Annotated in this window: 15 protein-coding genes; 8 read left to right on the forward strand and 7 right to left on the reverse strand. The window is 53.9% G+C overall.

All coding sequences use genetic code 11. The features are described 5' to 3' along the window. Nucleotides 1-8 precede the first annotated feature (8 nt). Nucleotides 9-1,577, reverse strand: coding sequence for a T6SS phospholipase effector Tle1-like catalytic domain-containing protein (locus DW350_RS12945; protein WP_115719334.1), 1,569 nt, complete (start codon nt 1,575-1,577; stop codon nt 9-11). Between the two features lie 313 nt (nt 1,578-1,890). Between DW350_RS12945 and DW350_RS12950 the strand changes: the two genes are divergently transcribed. The 5 genes from DW350_RS12950 to DW350_RS12970 all read left to right on the forward strand — a co-directional run bounded on the left by DW350_RS12950 (nt 1,891) and on the right by DW350_RS12970 (nt 7,596). Further along, a complete protein-coding gene (locus DW350_RS12950; RefSeq protein ID WP_115719335.1) occupies nt 1,891-3,588 on the forward strand; it encodes a PHA/PHB synthase family protein in 1,698 nt (565 codons plus the stop codon). Between the two features lie 10 nt (nt 3,589-3,598). Continuing rightward, nucleotides 3,599-5,008 (forward strand): bifunctional enoyl-CoA hydratase/phosphate acetyltransferase, encoded by a 1,410-nt coding sequence (locus DW350_RS12955; RefSeq protein WP_115719336.1) that lies wholly within the window; start codon nt 3,599-3,601, stop codon nt 5,006-5,008. Continuing rightward, entirely contained in the window at nt 5,005-6,123 is a 1,119-nt protein-coding gene (locus DW350_RS12960; RefSeq protein ID WP_115719337.1) for an acetate/propionate family kinase, read from the forward strand. Before DW350_RS12955 ends, DW350_RS12960 begins: the two co-directional genes overlap by 4 nt. Continuing rightward, complete coding sequence (gene fabI, locus DW350_RS12965; RefSeq protein WP_115719338.1) at nt 6,120-6,878, forward strand: enoyl-ACP reductase FabI; 759 nt, start codon at nt 6,120-6,122, stop codon at nt 6,876-6,878. Before DW350_RS12960 ends, fabI begins: the two co-directional genes overlap by 4 nt. Before the next feature lie 109 nt (nt 6,879-6,987). Next, entirely contained in the window at nt 6,988-7,596 is a 609-nt protein-coding gene (locus DW350_RS12970; RefSeq protein ID WP_115719339.1) for a DNA-3-methyladenine glycosylase I, read from the forward strand. Here DW350_RS12970 and idi read toward each other — a convergent pair. Together idi and DW350_RS12980 are read right to left on the reverse strand one after the other, a co-directional pair. Continuing rightward, a complete protein-coding gene (gene idi, locus DW350_RS12975; RefSeq protein WP_115719340.1) occupies nt 7,593-8,141 on the reverse strand; it encodes an isopentenyl-diphosphate Delta-isomerase in 549 nt (182 codons plus the stop codon). The two genes, DW350_RS12970 and idi, sit on opposite strands and share 4 nt — an antisense overlap. Continuing rightward, nucleotides 8,138-8,554 (reverse strand): MarR family winged helix-turn-helix transcriptional regulator, encoded by a 417-nt coding sequence (locus tag DW350_RS12980; RefSeq protein WP_115719341.1) that lies wholly within the window; start codon nt 8,552-8,554, stop codon nt 8,138-8,140. Before DW350_RS12980 ends, idi begins: the two co-directional genes overlap by 4 nt. Before the next feature lie 94 nt (nt 8,555-8,648). Between DW350_RS12980 and DW350_RS12985 the strand changes: the two genes are divergently transcribed. Continuing rightward, nucleotides 8,649-9,218 (forward strand): non-oxidative hydroxyarylic acid decarboxylases subunit B, encoded by a 570-nt coding sequence (locus DW350_RS12985; RefSeq protein WP_115719342.1) that lies wholly within the window; start codon nt 8,649-8,651, stop codon nt 9,216-9,218. 33 nt (nt 9,219-9,251) lie between these two features. Here DW350_RS12985 and DW350_RS12990 read toward each other — a convergent pair whose 3' ends face one another. Beyond that, nucleotides 9,252-9,905 (reverse strand): HAD family hydrolase, encoded by a 654-nt coding sequence (locus DW350_RS12990; protein ID WP_115719343.1) that lies wholly within the window; start codon nt 9,903-9,905, stop codon nt 9,252-9,254. A 227-nt stretch (nt 9,906-10,132) separates the two neighbouring features. Here DW350_RS12990 and DW350_RS12995 point away from each other — a divergent pair, with 227 nt between their 5' ends. Beyond that, nucleotides 10,133-11,617, forward strand: a complete 1,485-nt coding sequence (locus tag DW350_RS12995; protein WP_152032981.1) for a GGDEF domain-containing protein — start codon at nt 10,133-10,135, stop codon at nt 11,615-11,617. A 45-nt stretch (nt 11,618-11,662) separates the two neighbouring features. On the opposite strand, the gene DW350_RS13000 is transcribed toward DW350_RS12995, so the two are convergent. The 3 genes from DW350_RS13000 to DW350_RS13010 all read right to left on the reverse strand — a co-directional run bounded on the left by DW350_RS13000 (nt 11,663) and on the right by DW350_RS13010 (nt 14,704). Then, entirely contained in the window at nt 11,663-12,817 is a 1,155-nt protein-coding gene (locus DW350_RS13000; protein WP_115719345.1) for a WD40 repeat domain-containing protein, read from the reverse strand. A gap of 118 nt (nt 12,818-12,935) precedes the next feature. Beyond that, complete coding sequence (locus DW350_RS13005) at nt 12,936-14,123, reverse strand: MFS transporter (protein WP_115719346.1); 1,188 nt, start codon at nt 14,121-14,123, stop codon at nt 12,936-12,938. A 155-nt stretch (nt 14,124-14,278) separates the two neighbouring features. After that, entirely contained in the window at nt 14,279-14,704 is a 426-nt protein-coding gene (locus tag DW350_RS13010; RefSeq protein ID WP_115719347.1) for a VOC family protein, read from the reverse strand. Nucleotides 14,705-14,817: 113 nt separating this feature from the next. On the opposite strand from DW350_RS13010, the gene DW350_RS13015 reads away from it, so the two are divergent. Then, entirely contained in the window at nt 14,818-15,714 is an 897-nt protein-coding gene (locus DW350_RS13015; protein ID WP_115719348.1) for a LysR family transcriptional regulator, read from the forward strand. Nucleotides 15,715-15,730: the final 16 nt, after the last annotated feature.

Genomic DNA, 15,730 nt, shown 5'->3' on the forward strand with positions numbered 1-15,730 from the left:
CCTTGGCATTAAGCAAGGCAATGAACAGTTAGCCGAATACTGCCCTTGTTGTTGCCATAAAGGCTCCAAACATCGTTGGCAAAACAGTAAAAATAACCGGGCTTTTGCACCGTTAACGGCGTGTTTTGAAAATCCGGCAACGCCATGGTTTGGTGGGGCGACGGGCTGCCGTCGTTGTGCATGGCAAAAGCGGCGTCACCGTCATTGGCGATAGCACCAACCATACAAAACCAGGGCAGGCTTTCAATGCGTTTGGTATAGGCCAGATCTGCCGAGTCATTGTGGCTGAGCTTTTTAAATACCGACTCAAACTTACCGAAAAAACTACTGGCAGCACGGGCCATATCGCCCAGGGTTAATTTGCTGTCTTCGGTGCCGGTCCAGGGGCAGCTGTCTTTGCCATCAACCCATTCGCCTTCGGCCGAGAAGGTAAACTGCTGCCCTTCCCCGACATAAAGGCCAAGATTGTTCCAACGCTGGTCGGCAAACACATCAACGGTGACGCTTTCCCCGGCCTTTAACATGCGGGTTTTCCAGTAGGGCGGATAGGTAATGGGCGACGCCAACTGGCGCTCGATGGCGCTGTCGTGAAAGGCGGTTTTATTCTCGGTTACCATCCCGGCCACATTGCGTGGCCGTGACCGCAGTTTGGCGAAAATGCCTTTAAAGGAATCGTGCAGCAGGCCGCAGCTATCCGGGTGCAGCTGTTCCAGCACCCCAAGGCGAAACATCAAGCCGCACAGGCTGGCTTCTTTTATCATCCACTGCAAGGCGCCGTCGGCAAGGGCTGAGTCGCTGTAACCGCCGCCAACGTCGCTGTGCACCCCGGGGAACCAAAGCTCTTTGGCATCATTGTGGGTTGCGGCATTGCTCCAATGGGTAACGGTAAAGCAAGAGCGTTTTTCGTCCATGGCCATGGCATGGCGGCCAGTTTGCACATGGGCGCCGATGGTATCGTCGTAAAAACGCCAATTGTCTTTGTCATCAAAGAGGTTAAGAAACTCCAGATCATCGGGGATCCCAAGGGCGCCTACCGTGTCCCAAACCCCAACAAAGCGGATGGGTAGCGGCTGGCCTGACTCAAAAAACGCCCAGTCAGCGCCAACCGACTCAACCAGCGGCGGCGGGTTTTCATTAAAGGATTGGTAGCCGCCGTCGTGGCTTTTATGCACCCTGGCCCAGGCTTCTTGCTCACTCAAGCCGGTTAAGTCCAGCAGCCCCAACCCCAAAAACTCGCTCAGGCTACGGGCGGTAAAAGCGCCGCGGCTAAAGCCGAACAGATAAATTTGGTCGCCCGGTTGATAGTGCTTGGCTATCCAGTAATACGCCGAACACAGGTGGCGGCGGATACCAACCCCCAAGGCACCGCCCAATAGCGGAGCCAATACGCCGCCCTCGCCACTGATACTGCCTTCACCGCCAACACCGGGGTGGTAATAAATCAGTTGTTCAATATCACCGTCACTGCTGGCGATGGCATTGGATATTTTGTAGACATTGGTGGGGCAAGGAATGCCGTTTTCTTCCTGCTCGGGGTTATTCCAGGTACCGTCACAACACAATATGAGTCGTTTCATGTTTCCCTCCATGGGTATCGTTGCGCCCTTGGCGCGGGTTCCATCCAATACCAGCAAATATCCTTGGAAGTACTCAGGTCGTTTAGTTCACTTTTTTCTTAAATTCAATCCTTTACTTAACGCTTTGTAACGTTATGGCCCTTTGCTGCTGCTTGCCTTCTATTGTCATAAAAGCAGCACTTTATTCAGACATGCTCTGACTATACTCAGCAAGCTGCTCAAATATTGACCTAGGTTACAAAACCGGTCTGTTGCCTCACTCACAATACTCAGTTCACGCTTCCTGATTTTTGTTTAAGGAGCTTTTTTCGCCATGGATGCCGATGTGAATTTGTTTGATAACCTTGACCGCACCTTTCAGGCCGGCTTGGCTAGGCTAACCCTGGGTTTAACCCCGGCCGGTTTGACCGAAGCTTACAGCTCGTGGCTTGCCCATTTAGCCATGAGCCCTGGGCGGCTGGCCGAGCTTGCCAGCTTCCCCGTTACCCAACTGCCTGACTACTGGCAAAGCCAAAGTCAGCCAGTACCGGAAGCAAATAAAGACCCCCGTTTTAAAGATGAGCGCTGGCTGCAGTGGCCCTGGCGTTTTTTGGCAGAAAATTTTCGGCAAAGTGAGCTGTTCTGGCAAAAAGCCACTGTTGGCATTCATGGCCTTTCAAGCGAATACGAGCGCATTTTGTCGTTTGCGGCGCGCCAATATCTTGATGCGCTCTCCCCCAGTAACTTTGTGGCCAGTAACCCCGAGCTTATCCATCAAACCCTGGCGCACTTAGGGGAAAACCTGGTGCAAGGCGCCGCCAATGCGCTGGAGGATTGGCGCCGCGATAAAACCGGTGAACCGCCGGTGGGAGCCGAGGCCTTTGTGCTGGGTGAAAACCTCGCCTGCACCCCCGGCAAAGTGGTGTTTAAAAATACGCTGATGGAGCTTATTCACTACCAGCCGCGCAGCGAAACCGTGAAAAAAGAGCCGGTGCTGTTTATGCCGGCCTGGATCATGAAGTACTACATTCTCGACCTGTCCGAACATAACTCCATGGTGCGCTGGCTATTAGAGCAAGGCCATGATGTTTATATGATTTCTTGGAAAAACCCCGGCAGTGAAGACCGTAACCTGGGCATGGAAGACTATGTGCGCGATGGCGCCCTAAAAGCCATTGAAGTGGCCGGTAGCATCAGCGGTGAACAGCTGCACCTGGCGGGCTATTGCTTAGGGGGAACCCTGGCACTACTCACGGCCGCCTTCTTGGGCGGCAAAGAAGAAAAACCGCTAAAAAGCCTGACCCTTTTCGCCGCCCAAGGGGATTTTACCGAAGCCGGCGAGCTGATGCTGTTTGTCACCCCAAGCGAAGTGGCTTACTTAAAAAACATGATGTGGGCGCAAGGCACTCTGGATACCAAGCAAATGTCGGGCGCCTTTCAATTGCTGCGCTCAAACGACCTGATTTGGTCGCGGATGGTGCATGAATACCTGATGGGAGAAAAGCCCAGCCTTAACGACCTGATGGCCTGGAATAGCGATGCCACCCGCATGCCTTATAAAATGCACAGCGAATACCTCGAAAAACTGTTTCTACACAACGAGTTTGCCGAAGGTCGCTACAGCTTATTTGGCGAACCGCTGGCCCCCGACGACATCCAGTTGCCTATCTTTGCGGTCGGTACCGAAAAAGACCATGTGGCGCCCTGGGTGTCGGTGCACAAGGTGCATCTGATTGGCGGCAACGACGTGACCTTTGTGCTGGCCAGCGGCGGCCACAATGGCGGCATTGTCTCGGAGCCCGGCCACCCGCACCGTAGCTATCACATTTTGCATAAAGCCCCGAAAGACCCTTACCTCTCCCCCCAGCACTGGTTAGAACAAGCGCCGTTAAAACAAGGTTCCTGGTGGCAGCCCTGGCAGCAATGGCTTAGCGACAACAGCAGTGGCGACATACCCGCCCCCAAAAACCTGGGCAACCGCCACTACCGCGCCCAGGGCGATGCGCCGGGCAGCTATGTGTTCTTGAAGTAGGAGCCAAGACATGGACAACAACCGCTTAAACAACATTACCTTTGACGAGCTGTCCATCGGCCAGAGCGCCAGCCTTAAGCGCACCCTGACCCAAGACGACATCAACCTGTTTGCCGTGATGTCGGGTGACATCAACCCCGCGCATATGAATCCCGAATACGCCAAGGCCAGCCTGTTCCATGGCGTTATTGGCCATGGCATGTGGTCAGGGGCCTTGATATCAACGGTGCTGGGAACCCAGCTGCCTGGCCCTGGCACCATTTATTTAAGCCAGGATATTCACTTTAAACGGCCGGTGCGCCTTGGCGATGAAGTAACCGTGACCCTGACCGTAAAAAGCAAGGCCGATACCGGCAAACCGCTGGTCGATTTTGATTGCCAATGCACCAACGAAAATGGTGAGGTGGTGGTCAGTGGCATTGCCACCGTGCTGGCCCCCACCGAGCATTTATCCATTGAGCGCGCGCATCTACCCAATATCGAGCTGTATCAGGACCATTACCAAAGCGTTATTGATGCCTGCCATGACCGCGGGGCGGTAAAAACCGCCGTTGTGCACCCGGTCAATAAGGCGTCGCTGCTGGCGGTAAAAGAAGCCTTTGAGGCCGCCCTTATTGCGCCGGTGTTAGTGGGCCCGAAAGAGCGGATAAGCGCCGCGGCCGATGAAGCCGGTATCGATATTAACCAGTGGCCACTGGTCGATACCGAGCACAGCCATGGCGCCGCTGCCAAAGCGGCAGAGCTTGCCGCCAGCGGCGAGGTGGCGGCCATTATGAAAGGCGCGCTTCATACCGACGAACTCTTGGGCGCGGTGGTCAAAACCAGCAGCGGCCTTCGCACCGAAAGGCGCATATCCCACTGTTATGTCATGGACGTTCGCGGCCACAACAAACCGCTTATTATCACCGATGCCGCCATTAACATTGCGCCAAGCCTTGAGGAAAAGGCCGACATCTGCCAAAACGCCATTAACCTTTGGCACACCTTGTTTGGCCAAAAAGGCACCCTGCCCAAGGTAGCCATCTTGTCAGCGGTAGAAACGGTGACCAGCCGTATGGCCTCAACCCTGGATGCCGCCAGCCTTTGCAAAATGGCCGACCGCGGCCAAATCGAAGGCGCCATTCTTGACGGCCCCTTGGCACTGGATAACGCCATCAGCCTGGAAGCCGCGCAAAACAAAGGCATTCAATCACCGGTGGCAGGGGATGCCGATATTCTGGTGGTGCCTAATATCGAAGCCGGCAACATGCTCGCCAAACAGTTGACCTTTCTTGGTAAAGCCGACGCTGCCGGCATCGTGCTTGGTGCCCGGGTACCCATTATTCTGACCAGCCGCGCCGATAGCCTGCGCACCCGGCTGCTGTCTTGCGCGGCGGCGGTATTCCTGGCTGATGCCAGGCAACAAGGGAGCCTCAAATGACCCCGGCCCTACTGACCATCAACACCGGCTCATCGAGCATTAAATTTCGGCTGTTTGCACTGACAGATAACCTGCCGCTGTTAGCAGGCGGCAAGGTTGAAGACATCGGCACCGGCGCCCGCTTTAAGGCAAGCCTTGGCAGCGCCCCCCAACAACCGGTGCCACTGGCTGGCGCCGACAATCACGACAGTGCCATGGAAGCCGTGCTTAACTGGCTCGATGCCCAGCCGCCGTCTTGGCATTGGGTGGCCGCCGCTCACCGCATTGTGCATGGCGGTGACCGTTACACCGACCCGGTGGAGCTAACAGCCGCCGCCATGGACTACCTGGCAGGCCTTTGCCCGCTGGCACCACTGCACCAACCCCATAACTTGGCAGGGGTAAAAGCCTTGGCAGCAAGGCGCGCTGACATTCGCCAGTTTGGCTGTTTTGACACCGCTTTTCATGCCCGCCACCAACCGCTTTTTAATCGCTATGCCCTGCCCCAGTCGCTTTTTCAAAAAGGCATTCGCCGCTACGGTTTTCATGGCCTGTCTTACGACTGGATAGCTCATCATTTGCGTAGCGAACACCCGCAGTTGGCCAGTGGCCGGGTTGTCGCTGCGCACTTGGGCAACGGCGCCAGCCTGTGCGCGATGAAGGATTTGCAAAGTGTTGATACCACCATGGGCATGACCGCCTTAGAGGGCCTGCCCATGGGCACTCGCTGTGGCAACATCGACGCTGGCGCGGTTATTTATATGGTCAAGGGCCTGGATATGCCGCTTGATGACGTGGAATACCAACTCTATGAAGAGTCGGGGTTGAAGGGGCTTTCAGGGCTCAGTAATGACGTGAAAACCCTGCTTGAAAGCAGTAAACCTGAAGCGCAATTTGCCCTTGATTACTTTGCTTTTAAGACCGCACAGCAAATCGCCGCCATGGCGGTATCTATTGGCGGTTTAGACACCTTGGTGTTTACCGGTGGCATTGGCGAAAACGCCGCACCGGTGCGCTGCAAAATCATGTCGCATCTGGCGCATTTGCCGCCCTTTACCCAGTTGGTGATCGCAGCCAATGAAGAGGGCTGCATGGCGATGGAGATCCAGGAACACTTTGCCAAGGAGCTATTATGAGCCGCCCGCTGAAAGGCCTGATCGTTGGCCTTGCCAATGCTGATTCAATCGCTTACGGCTGCGCAAAAGCCTTTAAGGAACAAGGGGCAAGCCTGGCTGTTACCTATCAAAGCGAGAAGGCCAAGCCCTATGTTGAACCCCTGGCAAAGGACTTGGGCAGCGACATTTTTATGCCGCTGGATGTACGGTCAGCACCGCAAATGCAGGCACTTTTTGACGCCATTGCTGAAAAATGGGGCCGCCTTGATTTTGTACTGCACTCGGTGGCCTTTGCCCCGAAGGATGACCTTCAGGGCCGCTTTGTTGACAGCTCTGTCGAGGGCTTTACCTTGGCCATGGACATTTCTTGCCATTCACTGGTGCGCCTGGCTAAAGCGGCCGAACCGCTGATGAGCGAAGGCGGCGCGCTACTGACCATGAGTTACTACGGCGCCGAAAAGGTGGTGGATAACTACAACCTGATGGGGCCGGTAAAAGCGGCGCTCGAGGCTAGCGTGCGCTATTTGGCCAAGGAGCTTGGGCCGCAGAATATTCGTATCAATGCCCTTTCTCCGGGGCCGGTTGCAACCAGAGCCGCCTCTGGCCTTGCCCATTTTGACGCCTTAATGGCACAAGCCGCTACAAAAGCGCCGCTGCATCAGCAGGTGTCCATTGAACAAATTGGCCATGCCGCGGCGTTTTTGGTGTCAGATAACGCCCAAAACATTACCGGCCAGGTGATTTATGTCGACAACGGTTACAGCGCCTTAGGCTAATGGTCCTGAAGCCGCGGCAGCTACGTTATTCACCTAATACGCTGTAAACCCAGAATTTACATCTGTTACCCTGTCTGAAATGGCGCTTTTAACACCACGATGAGGCAATATGTCTGACACTATTCCCGGGCCCGATGGCCAGCCACGTTGCCGCTGGTGCCAGGGGGACGACGCCTTTTTCCCCTACCACGACAACGAGTGGGGCTTTCCGGTTGCCGACGATATCCGTCTTTTTGAAAAGCTCTGCTTGGAAAGCTTCCAGTCGGGCCTGAGCTGGCGAACCATTTTGGCCAAACGTGAAAACTTTCGCCGCGCCTTCGCCGGCTTTGATTTTCACCAGGTCGCGCAATTTAATGAAGATGACATAACACGTTTGCTAAATGACGCCGGTATTGTTCGCCACCGGGGGAAAATTGAAGCGGTGATTAATAACGCTCGCTGCGCGCAAGAGCTGGTAGCCAAGGAAGGCTCTTTAGCCGCCTTTTTTTGGCGCTATGAAGAAACCGAGACAGGCCTTACACCGCAAAGCCGTTCAACGTCAGCGTTGTCGGTAGCGCTGTCCAAAACGCTAAAAAAAATGGGCTGGAAATTTGTTGGCCCCACGACCGTTTATGCCTTTATGCAAGCCATGGGGCTGGTTAATGACCACGTCCACGACTGCGTAACACGCCAAGCGGTAGTGAAAGCCAGAAAAGCCTTTGTGCCACCGGCCGCTTAAGCAGCTTGCGCCTCAATATGGCCAGCCTCTTCAAGCGCCTTTAATTGCGCAACCATCCAGGGGCTAAAAGCCCAAGGGGTTGCCGACACGGCTAACAGCAAGTCTGAAAGATTGACCCAGTGCCAGTCCATCACTTCATCGGCTAATGGTGCTGGCGGCGTTTGGCAATAGGCCTTAAAGACGGGGCAAAACTCGTTTTCCATAATGCCGGACGCATCTTGTGCAACATAGCTAAATTCCGGCAACAGCATTTCAATTTTTTGTACCTGCAGCCCCAGTTCATACTGGCAGCGCCGGGTAACAGCTGCGGCCATCGGTTCACCCGGTAGCGGGTGGCCACAGACCGAGTTGGTCCAGACACCTGGCCAGGCCTTTTTGTTTAGGGACCGGCGGGTGAGCAAAATTTGGCCTTTGTCATTGAGGATGTAACAGGAAAACGCTAAATGCAGCGGGGTTTGTTGGTGGTGAACACGCGCTTTTTCGATGACGCCAACAGGCTTGTTGTTCTCATCTAGCAGCACGACTTCTTCAATTATGGCCGTCATTTTTCCTCCAGCATCAGCCCCAGAAGCCGGCTCAGCTCTTGCTGCTGGGCCACGGACAGGCGATTAAGAAATACATCATCAGCCTCCTTGCTGGCAGGTGCTGCCATCGCAACCACTGCTTTTCCTCGCTCGGACAAGTATACATAGCGCCGACGCTTATCCGTCAGGCTCGGCTCTCGGCGTACCAGACCACGGCTTTCCAGGCGCGCCAGTAAATCGGCCAAGGTGGCCTTGGTTGCAACCGCCGGGCCCATTAAATCAACCTGCTCTATGCCAGGCTGTTCATCAATGGCGCGCAGCACCGCGAACTGGGGTTTGGTCAACGCATTGATATGCTGTTGCCAAATGGCGGTATGTTCTTGCATTAACCGGCGCAGTAAGTGAAAAACTTCCCTCCTTACACTTTTTGCCATGCTCTGTTGCCTCAGGCCGCTTGTTTAAGCGATGGCATTCACCTTACCATAGACATTGTACGTATACGAACATTACTAATTTTACGGAGTCGCAATGAGATTAATCGTCGGCATCACTGGTGCCACTGGCGCGCCGTTGGCAGTGGCACTCCTAAAAGCGCTACGCGACATGAACGATGTTGAAGTGCATTTGGTGATGTCGAAGTGGGCGAAAGTCACTATCGAGACCGAAACCGCCTATAAAGCCCACGACCTGGCCGCCCTGGCCGATGTTGTGCACTCGCCAGGAGACCAAGGCGCCAGCATCTCCTCCGGCTCTTTCTTGACCGATGGCATGATAGTGATCCCTTGCAGCATGAAAACCCTGGCCGGCATTCGCATGGGGTTTGCTGATGGTTTGGTCGGCCGAGCGGCCGACGTCATACTCAAAGAAGGCCGTAAGCTGGTACTGGTGCCAAGGGAAACGCCCCTTAGCAGCATTCATTTGGAAAACATGCTGGCGCTGTCAAGAATGGGAGCCGCGATAGTGCCGCCCATGCCCGCTTACTATAACCAGCCCGAAACCATTGATGATGTCACTAACCACATTGTGGCGCGGGTGCTCGACCAGTTTGGCTTACGTTCCGACAAAGCCAAGAGGTGGCAAGGTTTGCAGCATAGCTAACCGGTGGCACAAAAGCCTTGCCGCAAGGTGGCATTATTGCTGCGCTAACACCCACTTTTTAACCGCCGCCATGCTCGAGAAGCTGGCTGCGGCGCCGGTAAAGTCTTGCGCTTTTGACATTGGCGATGGCACCACCACACAGGGCAGCTTTGCAGCAAGCGCGGCTTTCATGCCATGCACCGTATCTTCAACTGCCAGACAATCGGCGGCGCTTAGTCGCAAACGGCTCAGCGCCAGTTGGTAGGTTTGCGGATGCGGCTTGCCATGCTGCACATCGTCTCGACTCACGATGGCTTCAAAAAAATGGCTAAGCCGATGAAAACGGCAGGTGGCGTCAACAGCATATTGATTGGCGCCGGTGGCAATAGCCATGCGTATGCCAGCTTGCTGAAAGGCCGCCAAGGTCTTGGCAACACCAGGCAGTAAAGGAAAGGGGTGTTGTTGTAAAAACCGTTGGCTAAGCCGCGCTTTTTGTTCGGCTAATGCCGATGGCGATATCGACAAATCAAAGTGTTGCACCAAACGCTGCGCATTTTCGAGGGCAGGAATACCGGCGTAATGGGCTTGGTAATCCTGCACCTCAAGCTGCAACCCCAATGGCTTCAAAACCCGCTGCCAAAGTACATAGTGCAGCTGCTCTGAATCCACCAAGGTACCATCATGGTCAAAAATAACAGCCGTGATCATCAGCACTCCTTGGCAAATAAAAAACCTTATCTACCCTAGAGTTACCCTAATATGTACTCAAGCGATCACCAACAGTTATTCCTTAGCGGCTATGGCTATAGAAAAATCGAACATTAATGTTGGTTAAATGTTAAATGCATCGTGTTAGCATATTAAAATACCCATTTTCATATATGCTCTTTTTGCAACGCTTTTGAAATGGCGATCAACAACGCGCAGGTTCCCCTTTGCAACGACGTAATGAAGACATGCAAAACAATAAAGTGCTGCTGACCAAAACGGTGAGAGCCAATAATTTGTTGTTGCAAAAGCCATGGCTGAGCGACTTGCTGCTGATATTGCTGTGGATGGCGATGTGGCGTGTTTCAGGATTAATGGAATACGCTCCTCATGCCAGCATCTGGTTTCCTCCTGCCGGCCTTTCCTTTGCCGCTTTTCTGCTGATTGGCCCGCGCGCACTACCGGCCATTATGATTTGCGCTGTCGCCAGCACTTTTGGCGAGAATATTATTTATAAAACCGGGTACGGGTGGCTGGAACTATTACGCTCTGGTGTGCTGTTTGGTACTGCGCACTGCCTGAGCTATTGGTTTGGCGCGAGCCTGGTCAACCTCTTTATACGCCGCTCTGGCCGCCATGAATTGCCACAGGTCATACTCGCCTTTTTGCTGATAGGGCCACTGACTGCACTGTTGGCCACGTTCTGTGGCACCCAAGCCTTACAGCTTGGCGGCATTGTGACCGAATCATCGGTCAATAACATCTGGCTGGCCTGGTGGATAGGCGACCTTATCGGCATTGTGGTGCTGACACCGCTGTTTATCGGTGCCATCAGCCGTATTTACCCCCGCTCTGGTGCCTGGCTAAGCGAAATGGGGCTGCGCCAGCCTGATGTTGAAAACTACGGCTACGTAATGAAGCTGGTGCTCAGTGCCTTGTTGCTGATTTTAGCAATGACGGCCACGGCCCAATTTCATCATCAGGAAACCGTGTTTTCGGTGTTCTTCTTATGTATTCCACAGATGTGGATTGTTTATACCGAAAGCCCGCTGCGCGGCGCCATTAGCCTGGCACTGTTAAGCACATTAACTGCCATTGGCATTAAAATACTTGGCCTTAACGACCACGCGCTGGTCTATCAATTTGCCATCAATGTGCTGGCCGCCAGCACCTACTTTGGGCTAACGGTGCCGGTACTGGTGTCCCATAACGTCAGGCTTCGTGAAATGGCACTGGAAGACGGCTTAACCAAGGCCGCTTCGCGCAGCCACTTTTTTGAGCAAGGCGAACACGAGCTGCAACGAGCCCGCCACTATCGCCAGCCCATTTCGTTGGTGGTTTTTGACATTGACCACTTTAAGAACATTAACGACCGCTTCGGCCACACCGTTGGCGATAACGCACTGTTAGCGGTAGTCACCGCTGTAAAACAGCAGCTGCGCCAAGCCGATATGCTTGGCCGCTTTGGTGGTGACGAATTTATGTTGCTGCTACCGGGTAACAACTTGCAAGAGTCGATGCAAACCGCTGAAAGAATTCGCCTAACCCTGATGCAACTGACCTTACACGGCACCATTAGCGGTTTGGCTGGCAGCTTTGGTGTGGTGGAAATTGGCAGTGATGAAACCCTGATGGCCGCCTTTGAGCGGGCAGACAGGCGCCTGTTAGAGGCCAAACGTACCGGTCGCAACAAAGTGGCGGTCAGTGCCTGAGCAAAGAAAAACGGCCACAACAGCGGCCGTTTTTATTAAGAGCCGTTACTCATTATGCCAGTAGTAAGCCAGGCCATCGTCACTGCCGCCCAGGATGCGCTTGCCACTGCCGGTTATCATCATTGGCCAATTCATTAAGCTGGTCTGGTAGCGCCAAAGCGCGGCGCCATTTTGGGCATCAAACAGATAAAAATGCCCGGCGGACTCTTCTTTACCTTCCGGCGCACCATCGGTTGCCGTCACAAAGCGGCCGGCTCTATCCAAGCTGATGCCAGGGTTCGCCGGATACGTCAGCGGTGCCTGCCAGGCTAAACTGGCCGTTTTGCCGTCACTTTTCACCACATACAACAGCCCTTGGTCATCACTATTGCTGATATTCACGCCACAGGCTGCCAGCACTTGGTTCTGCTCGGTACACACCAAGTCAAGACCATAGCCAATACCCAGCCCGGCAAGCGTTGGCTGGCAACGGGCAAAAGGCGTTGCCGGGTCGTCACGGCTAAAGAGCACACAACTACCGTCGTGCAACACCGCCGCCCAAAACTGGCCGTGGTGACTCACAGCAACCCGCATCGAAGCGGTATCCACCAAACAGCCACGTAGGTGGGCTAGCTTTTCATCTTCAATATCAAAAACAAATACATAGCCTTTATCTTGATCGTAATTACGGCCCGATACCACCACAGTGTTGCCATCGGTAGCAATCACGGCACTGTTACCATAAAAGCTCAATTCTTCGGCATTCAGTGCCTGGCTGCTTCGCAGCGCATATTGGTCTTCTTCCCGGCGATACAGCTGCACAGTGTCAGAAAACACCGCCACCAGATAACGGCCATCGTGGTTCATCGACACCTGGTTCACCCGGCCGGGTAACGATACATCCAGCATCACCTTACCGGTATGGCAGTCGTAGGCCTTTAAAAAACCACTGTCTTCGCTGTATTGACCGCCGCCTGCGGCGTAGTCGCCATTGTCACTGATACAAGCCCAGAAAAAGCCCTGGGTGGCGCTAGGGCTCAAAGGCTCAGACCAAAGCGCATTACCGCGACCGTCGCAGCAATAAAAGGCAAAATCGCCTTGTCCGTATTCACTGGAGGTTCCGAACACACAGCGGTCACCGTTGTAATCAAGGGCAACACTATTGATTTGATAAGGGTTTTGAGGAGTAAAAGTCCATTGGGGTTGGGTTTGCGCATCCATGTTTGCGTCCTTGTCAGCCGATAGGATCCTCGCTCAAATTAGAAAATTATTGAGTAAAGGTAAAGCCGCCCGAAGGCGGCCCTGTTATTTATGACGGTGCGCGTACCGGCTGGCGCCATTATTGAGAAGGTGCCTGCGCCTGCTGCTGCTCGGTCACCCGTCCTTTTATCAGCAGTACCAGCGCCAAGCTCGCGGCAATGCCGCCTATCAGATACACAATGCCAAAACCCTGACTGCCCACCAGCAAACCACAAAGCGGCGCCGAAACACCGTAAGCTAAATCCTGAAAAGCCGAAAAGGCACCCAGGGCGGTACCGCGTTGCTGTGGATTGATCATTTTCACCACTTCAACGCCCATGGCGGGATAAACCATGGAGCAGCCCATACCGGTAAGTAAGGCACCCAGTAACGCCATGTAACTATTACCAGCGCCCCACAACAGATATTGGCCAACGGCTTCAACAATCAAGGCACCAAAAGCCACTTTGCCGCCGCCTATTTTGTCAGGCAGATGGCCGCACAAGATGCGCACCAACACAAAACCGCCACCAAAGCAGGTTAGGCCCCAGCCGGCATGGGCCCAATGCTGGCTGTCAAAATACTGGGTAATAAAAGCGCCCAATAGCGCAAAGCCCACCCCTTGCAGGCCAACAACGGCGCCCAGTGCCCAAATGGATTTAACCACCTTGAAAAAGGGCTCTCGCTTGCCTGGAATGGGTTTGGATGACGGCAAAGGCCGGATGGCAAACCACCCTATCAGGGGTAGCAAAGCGCACACGGCCATCAAAGCAATAAAGCCCCACTTTTGGTAAATCCAAAGCCCGACAGGGCCGCCAAGGGCAAAAGCGCCGTACATGCCCATGCCAAGCCAGGCCATTACCCGGCCGGAACGAGCCGGGCCCATCAAGCCAATTCCCCAGCTAACCATGCCAACGATGGTAAAACTTTCACCCACACCAAGCAGCAACCGCCCTAACAGCAGCACGCCGTAACTCAATAGCGGGCTTAACCAATGGGACAACATGCAAATGAGCCCGGCGACGCAATAGATAATTAGCCCCCATTGCATGGATTTTTTGCCGCCTCGGCCGTCGGCAAGGTCGCCTGCGGGGCCGCGAGTGAGCAATGTTGATAAAAAGGCAATACCGACCGCAAGGCCACCTAAGTCGGCTCCCAGCCCAAGATGCTGATGGGTATAGCCAGACAAAACCGGTAGCGGCATGGCCACGGCCAGATACGACAAGGTCAATGCCAAGATCAACTTGATCACGTCAAGCTGGGCATCATTTTTATCTGATTGGGTCATAAAGCGGTCTCCTGATTGAAACCGCTGACAGGCGGGACGTTTAGACACAACAACGCACTCCGCCGATCAACGGTGGATGTGCGTTGGTTAACGTTAAACGCTTACGGCTGAAATATTCAGCACTGTTAGGCTACCAAATTAGGTTTAGTTGTCAATCACTTGGCAAAGAGTTGATTCATATCTTTGAAAGCTTTGAACTCTAAAGCATTGCCACAAGGGTCATAAAAAAACATCGTTGCCTGCTCGCCTACCTGGCCTTTAAAACGAATATAAGGCTCGATAACAAACTGGGTGTTGTAAGACTGCAAACGCTCAACCAGGGCGTGCCACTGCTGCCATTCTAAAACCACCCCAAAATGCGGTACCGGCACCTCATGGCCATCAACCGGGTTGGTATGGGCACTATCTTGGGAAGCGGTTTTAGGATGCTCGTGGATAACCAATTGGTGGCCAAAAAAATCGAAATCGACCCATTGTTCACTTGAGCGGCCTTCGCTAAGCCCAAATACCTCACCATAAAAGCGCCGGGCAGCGGCAAGGTCGTATACGGGAATGGCTAAATGAAAAGGTGACAAAGGCATAACGTCTCCATACCAGTGGTCAAGGTTAAAGAACACAATATACGGCGGGTTTTTATTGAGAAAAATCAATATATAATTGCACCATACACAAATTTAATTTGCGAATTAAAGCGATGCTTCGCGAACTCAACACCTTTGCCGTTGTGGCCCAAGAAGGCACTTTTGCAGCGGCTGGCCAAAAAATTGGCCTGACCCAAGCCGCCGTTAGCGCCCAAATGCAGCGCCTGGAAACTGAACTGGGTATCACCCTTTTCGACCGCAGTGGCCGCGCCGCCAAGTTAAACCGGCAAGGTCAGCAACTGCTGCCGGAAATACAGGCGCTGCTGCGCCAGTTTCAGCAGCTGGGAAACAAACCGCAGGCTCCGGCCCTAAAGCCACAACTCACCCTGGGGGCCATCGTCTCCATTCAGCGCACCTTATTACCGCAAGTGTTGCTGCGCTTTCACCGCCACAACACGCGTTTTCGCACCCGGGTGGTGCCTGGCATGTCCTTTGACTTGATAAATCAGGTTGATGCTGACGAGCTGGATTTGGCCGTGGTTATCAAACCGCCCTTTTCGTTGGCTAATGAACTGACCTGGACGCCACTACTGCAAGAGCCTTATCAGTTGCTGGTGCCACGCCAGTTGGCCAATGCCAGCCCGATAGAGCTTATGTCGCAACAGCCTTTTATTCGTTACGAACATACCTCATTTGGCGGCCGCCAAGTTGACCGCTACCTGCGCGAGCAAGGTATTGACGTTAACGAGGTTTGTGAAATTGATGAGCTTGATACGTTGGTAACCTTAGTGGCAAAAGGCTTAGGGGTTGCAATAGTGCCGCAGACCCTTAGCTGGCGGCGCTGGCCGGCGGCGGTAACGGCGCTCGATTTAGGTGAGCAGCGCTTTTACCGCCAGCTAGGTTTGGTTCATAAGGCTGATAAGGCTCAAGCAGAGGTGTTAGCCGAGCTTAAACAGCACTTTGTAGCAGAGTTAAAAAAAGCCGCGCCAGCTGACACTGACACGGCTTGATGGCCGAACCGACGTT

This window comes from Gallaecimonas mangrovi, assembly GCF_003367375.1.
GTDB lineage: Bacteria > Pseudomonadota > Gammaproteobacteria > Enterobacterales > Gallaecimonadaceae > Gallaecimonas > Gallaecimonas mangrovi.

What these genes read in the sequence shown, in the direction of transcription:
- DW350_RS12945 (WP_115719334.1), bottom strand. Translation starts at nt 1,577, where the DNA reads ATGAAACGACTCATATTGTGTTGTGACGGTACCTGGAATAACCCCGAG.
- DW350_RS12950 (WP_115719335.1), top strand. Translation starts at nt 1,891, where the DNA reads ATGGATGCCGATGTGAATTTGTTTGATAACCTTGACCGCACCTTTCAG.
- DW350_RS12955 (WP_115719336.1), top strand. Translation starts at nt 3,599, where the DNA reads ATGGACAACAACCGCTTAAACAACATTACCTTTGACGAGCTGTCCATC.
- DW350_RS12960 (WP_115719337.1), top strand. Translation starts at nt 5,005, where the DNA reads ATGACCCCGGCCCTACTGACCATCAACACCGGCTCATCGAGCATTAAA.
- fabI (WP_115719338.1), top strand. Translation starts at nt 6,120, where the DNA reads ATGAGCCGCCCGCTGAAAGGCCTGATCGTTGGCCTTGCCAATGCTGAT.
- DW350_RS12970 (WP_115719339.1), top strand. Translation starts at nt 6,988, where the DNA reads ATGTCTGACACTATTCCCGGGCCCGATGGCCAGCCACGTTGCCGCTGG.
- idi (WP_115719340.1), bottom strand. Translation starts at nt 8,141, where the DNA reads ATGACGGCCATAATTGAAGAAGTCGTGCTGCTAGATGAGAACAACAAG.
- DW350_RS12980 (WP_115719341.1), bottom strand. Translation starts at nt 8,554, where the DNA reads ATGGCAAAAAGTGTAAGGAGGGAAGTTTTTCACTTACTGCGCCGGTTA.
- DW350_RS12985 (WP_115719342.1), top strand. Translation starts at nt 8,649, where the DNA reads ATGAGATTAATCGTCGGCATCACTGGTGCCACTGGCGCGCCGTTGGCA.
- DW350_RS12990 (WP_115719343.1), bottom strand. Translation starts at nt 9,905, where the DNA reads ATGATCACGGCTGTTATTTTTGACCATGATGGTACCTTGGTGGATTCA.
- DW350_RS13000 (WP_115719345.1), bottom strand. Translation starts at nt 12,817, where the DNA reads ATGGATGCGCAAACCCAACCCCAATGGACTTTTACTCCTCAAAACCCT.
- DW350_RS13005 (WP_115719346.1), bottom strand. Translation starts at nt 14,123, where the DNA reads ATGACCCAATCAGATAAAAATGATGCCCAGCTTGACGTGATCAAGTTG.
- DW350_RS13010 (WP_115719347.1), bottom strand. Translation starts at nt 14,704, where the DNA reads ATGCCTTTGTCACCTTTTCATTTAGCCATTCCCGTATACGACCTTGCC.
- DW350_RS13015 (WP_115719348.1), top strand. Translation starts at nt 14,818, where the DNA reads ATGCTTCGCGAACTCAACACCTTTGCCGTTGTGGCCCAAGAAGGCACT.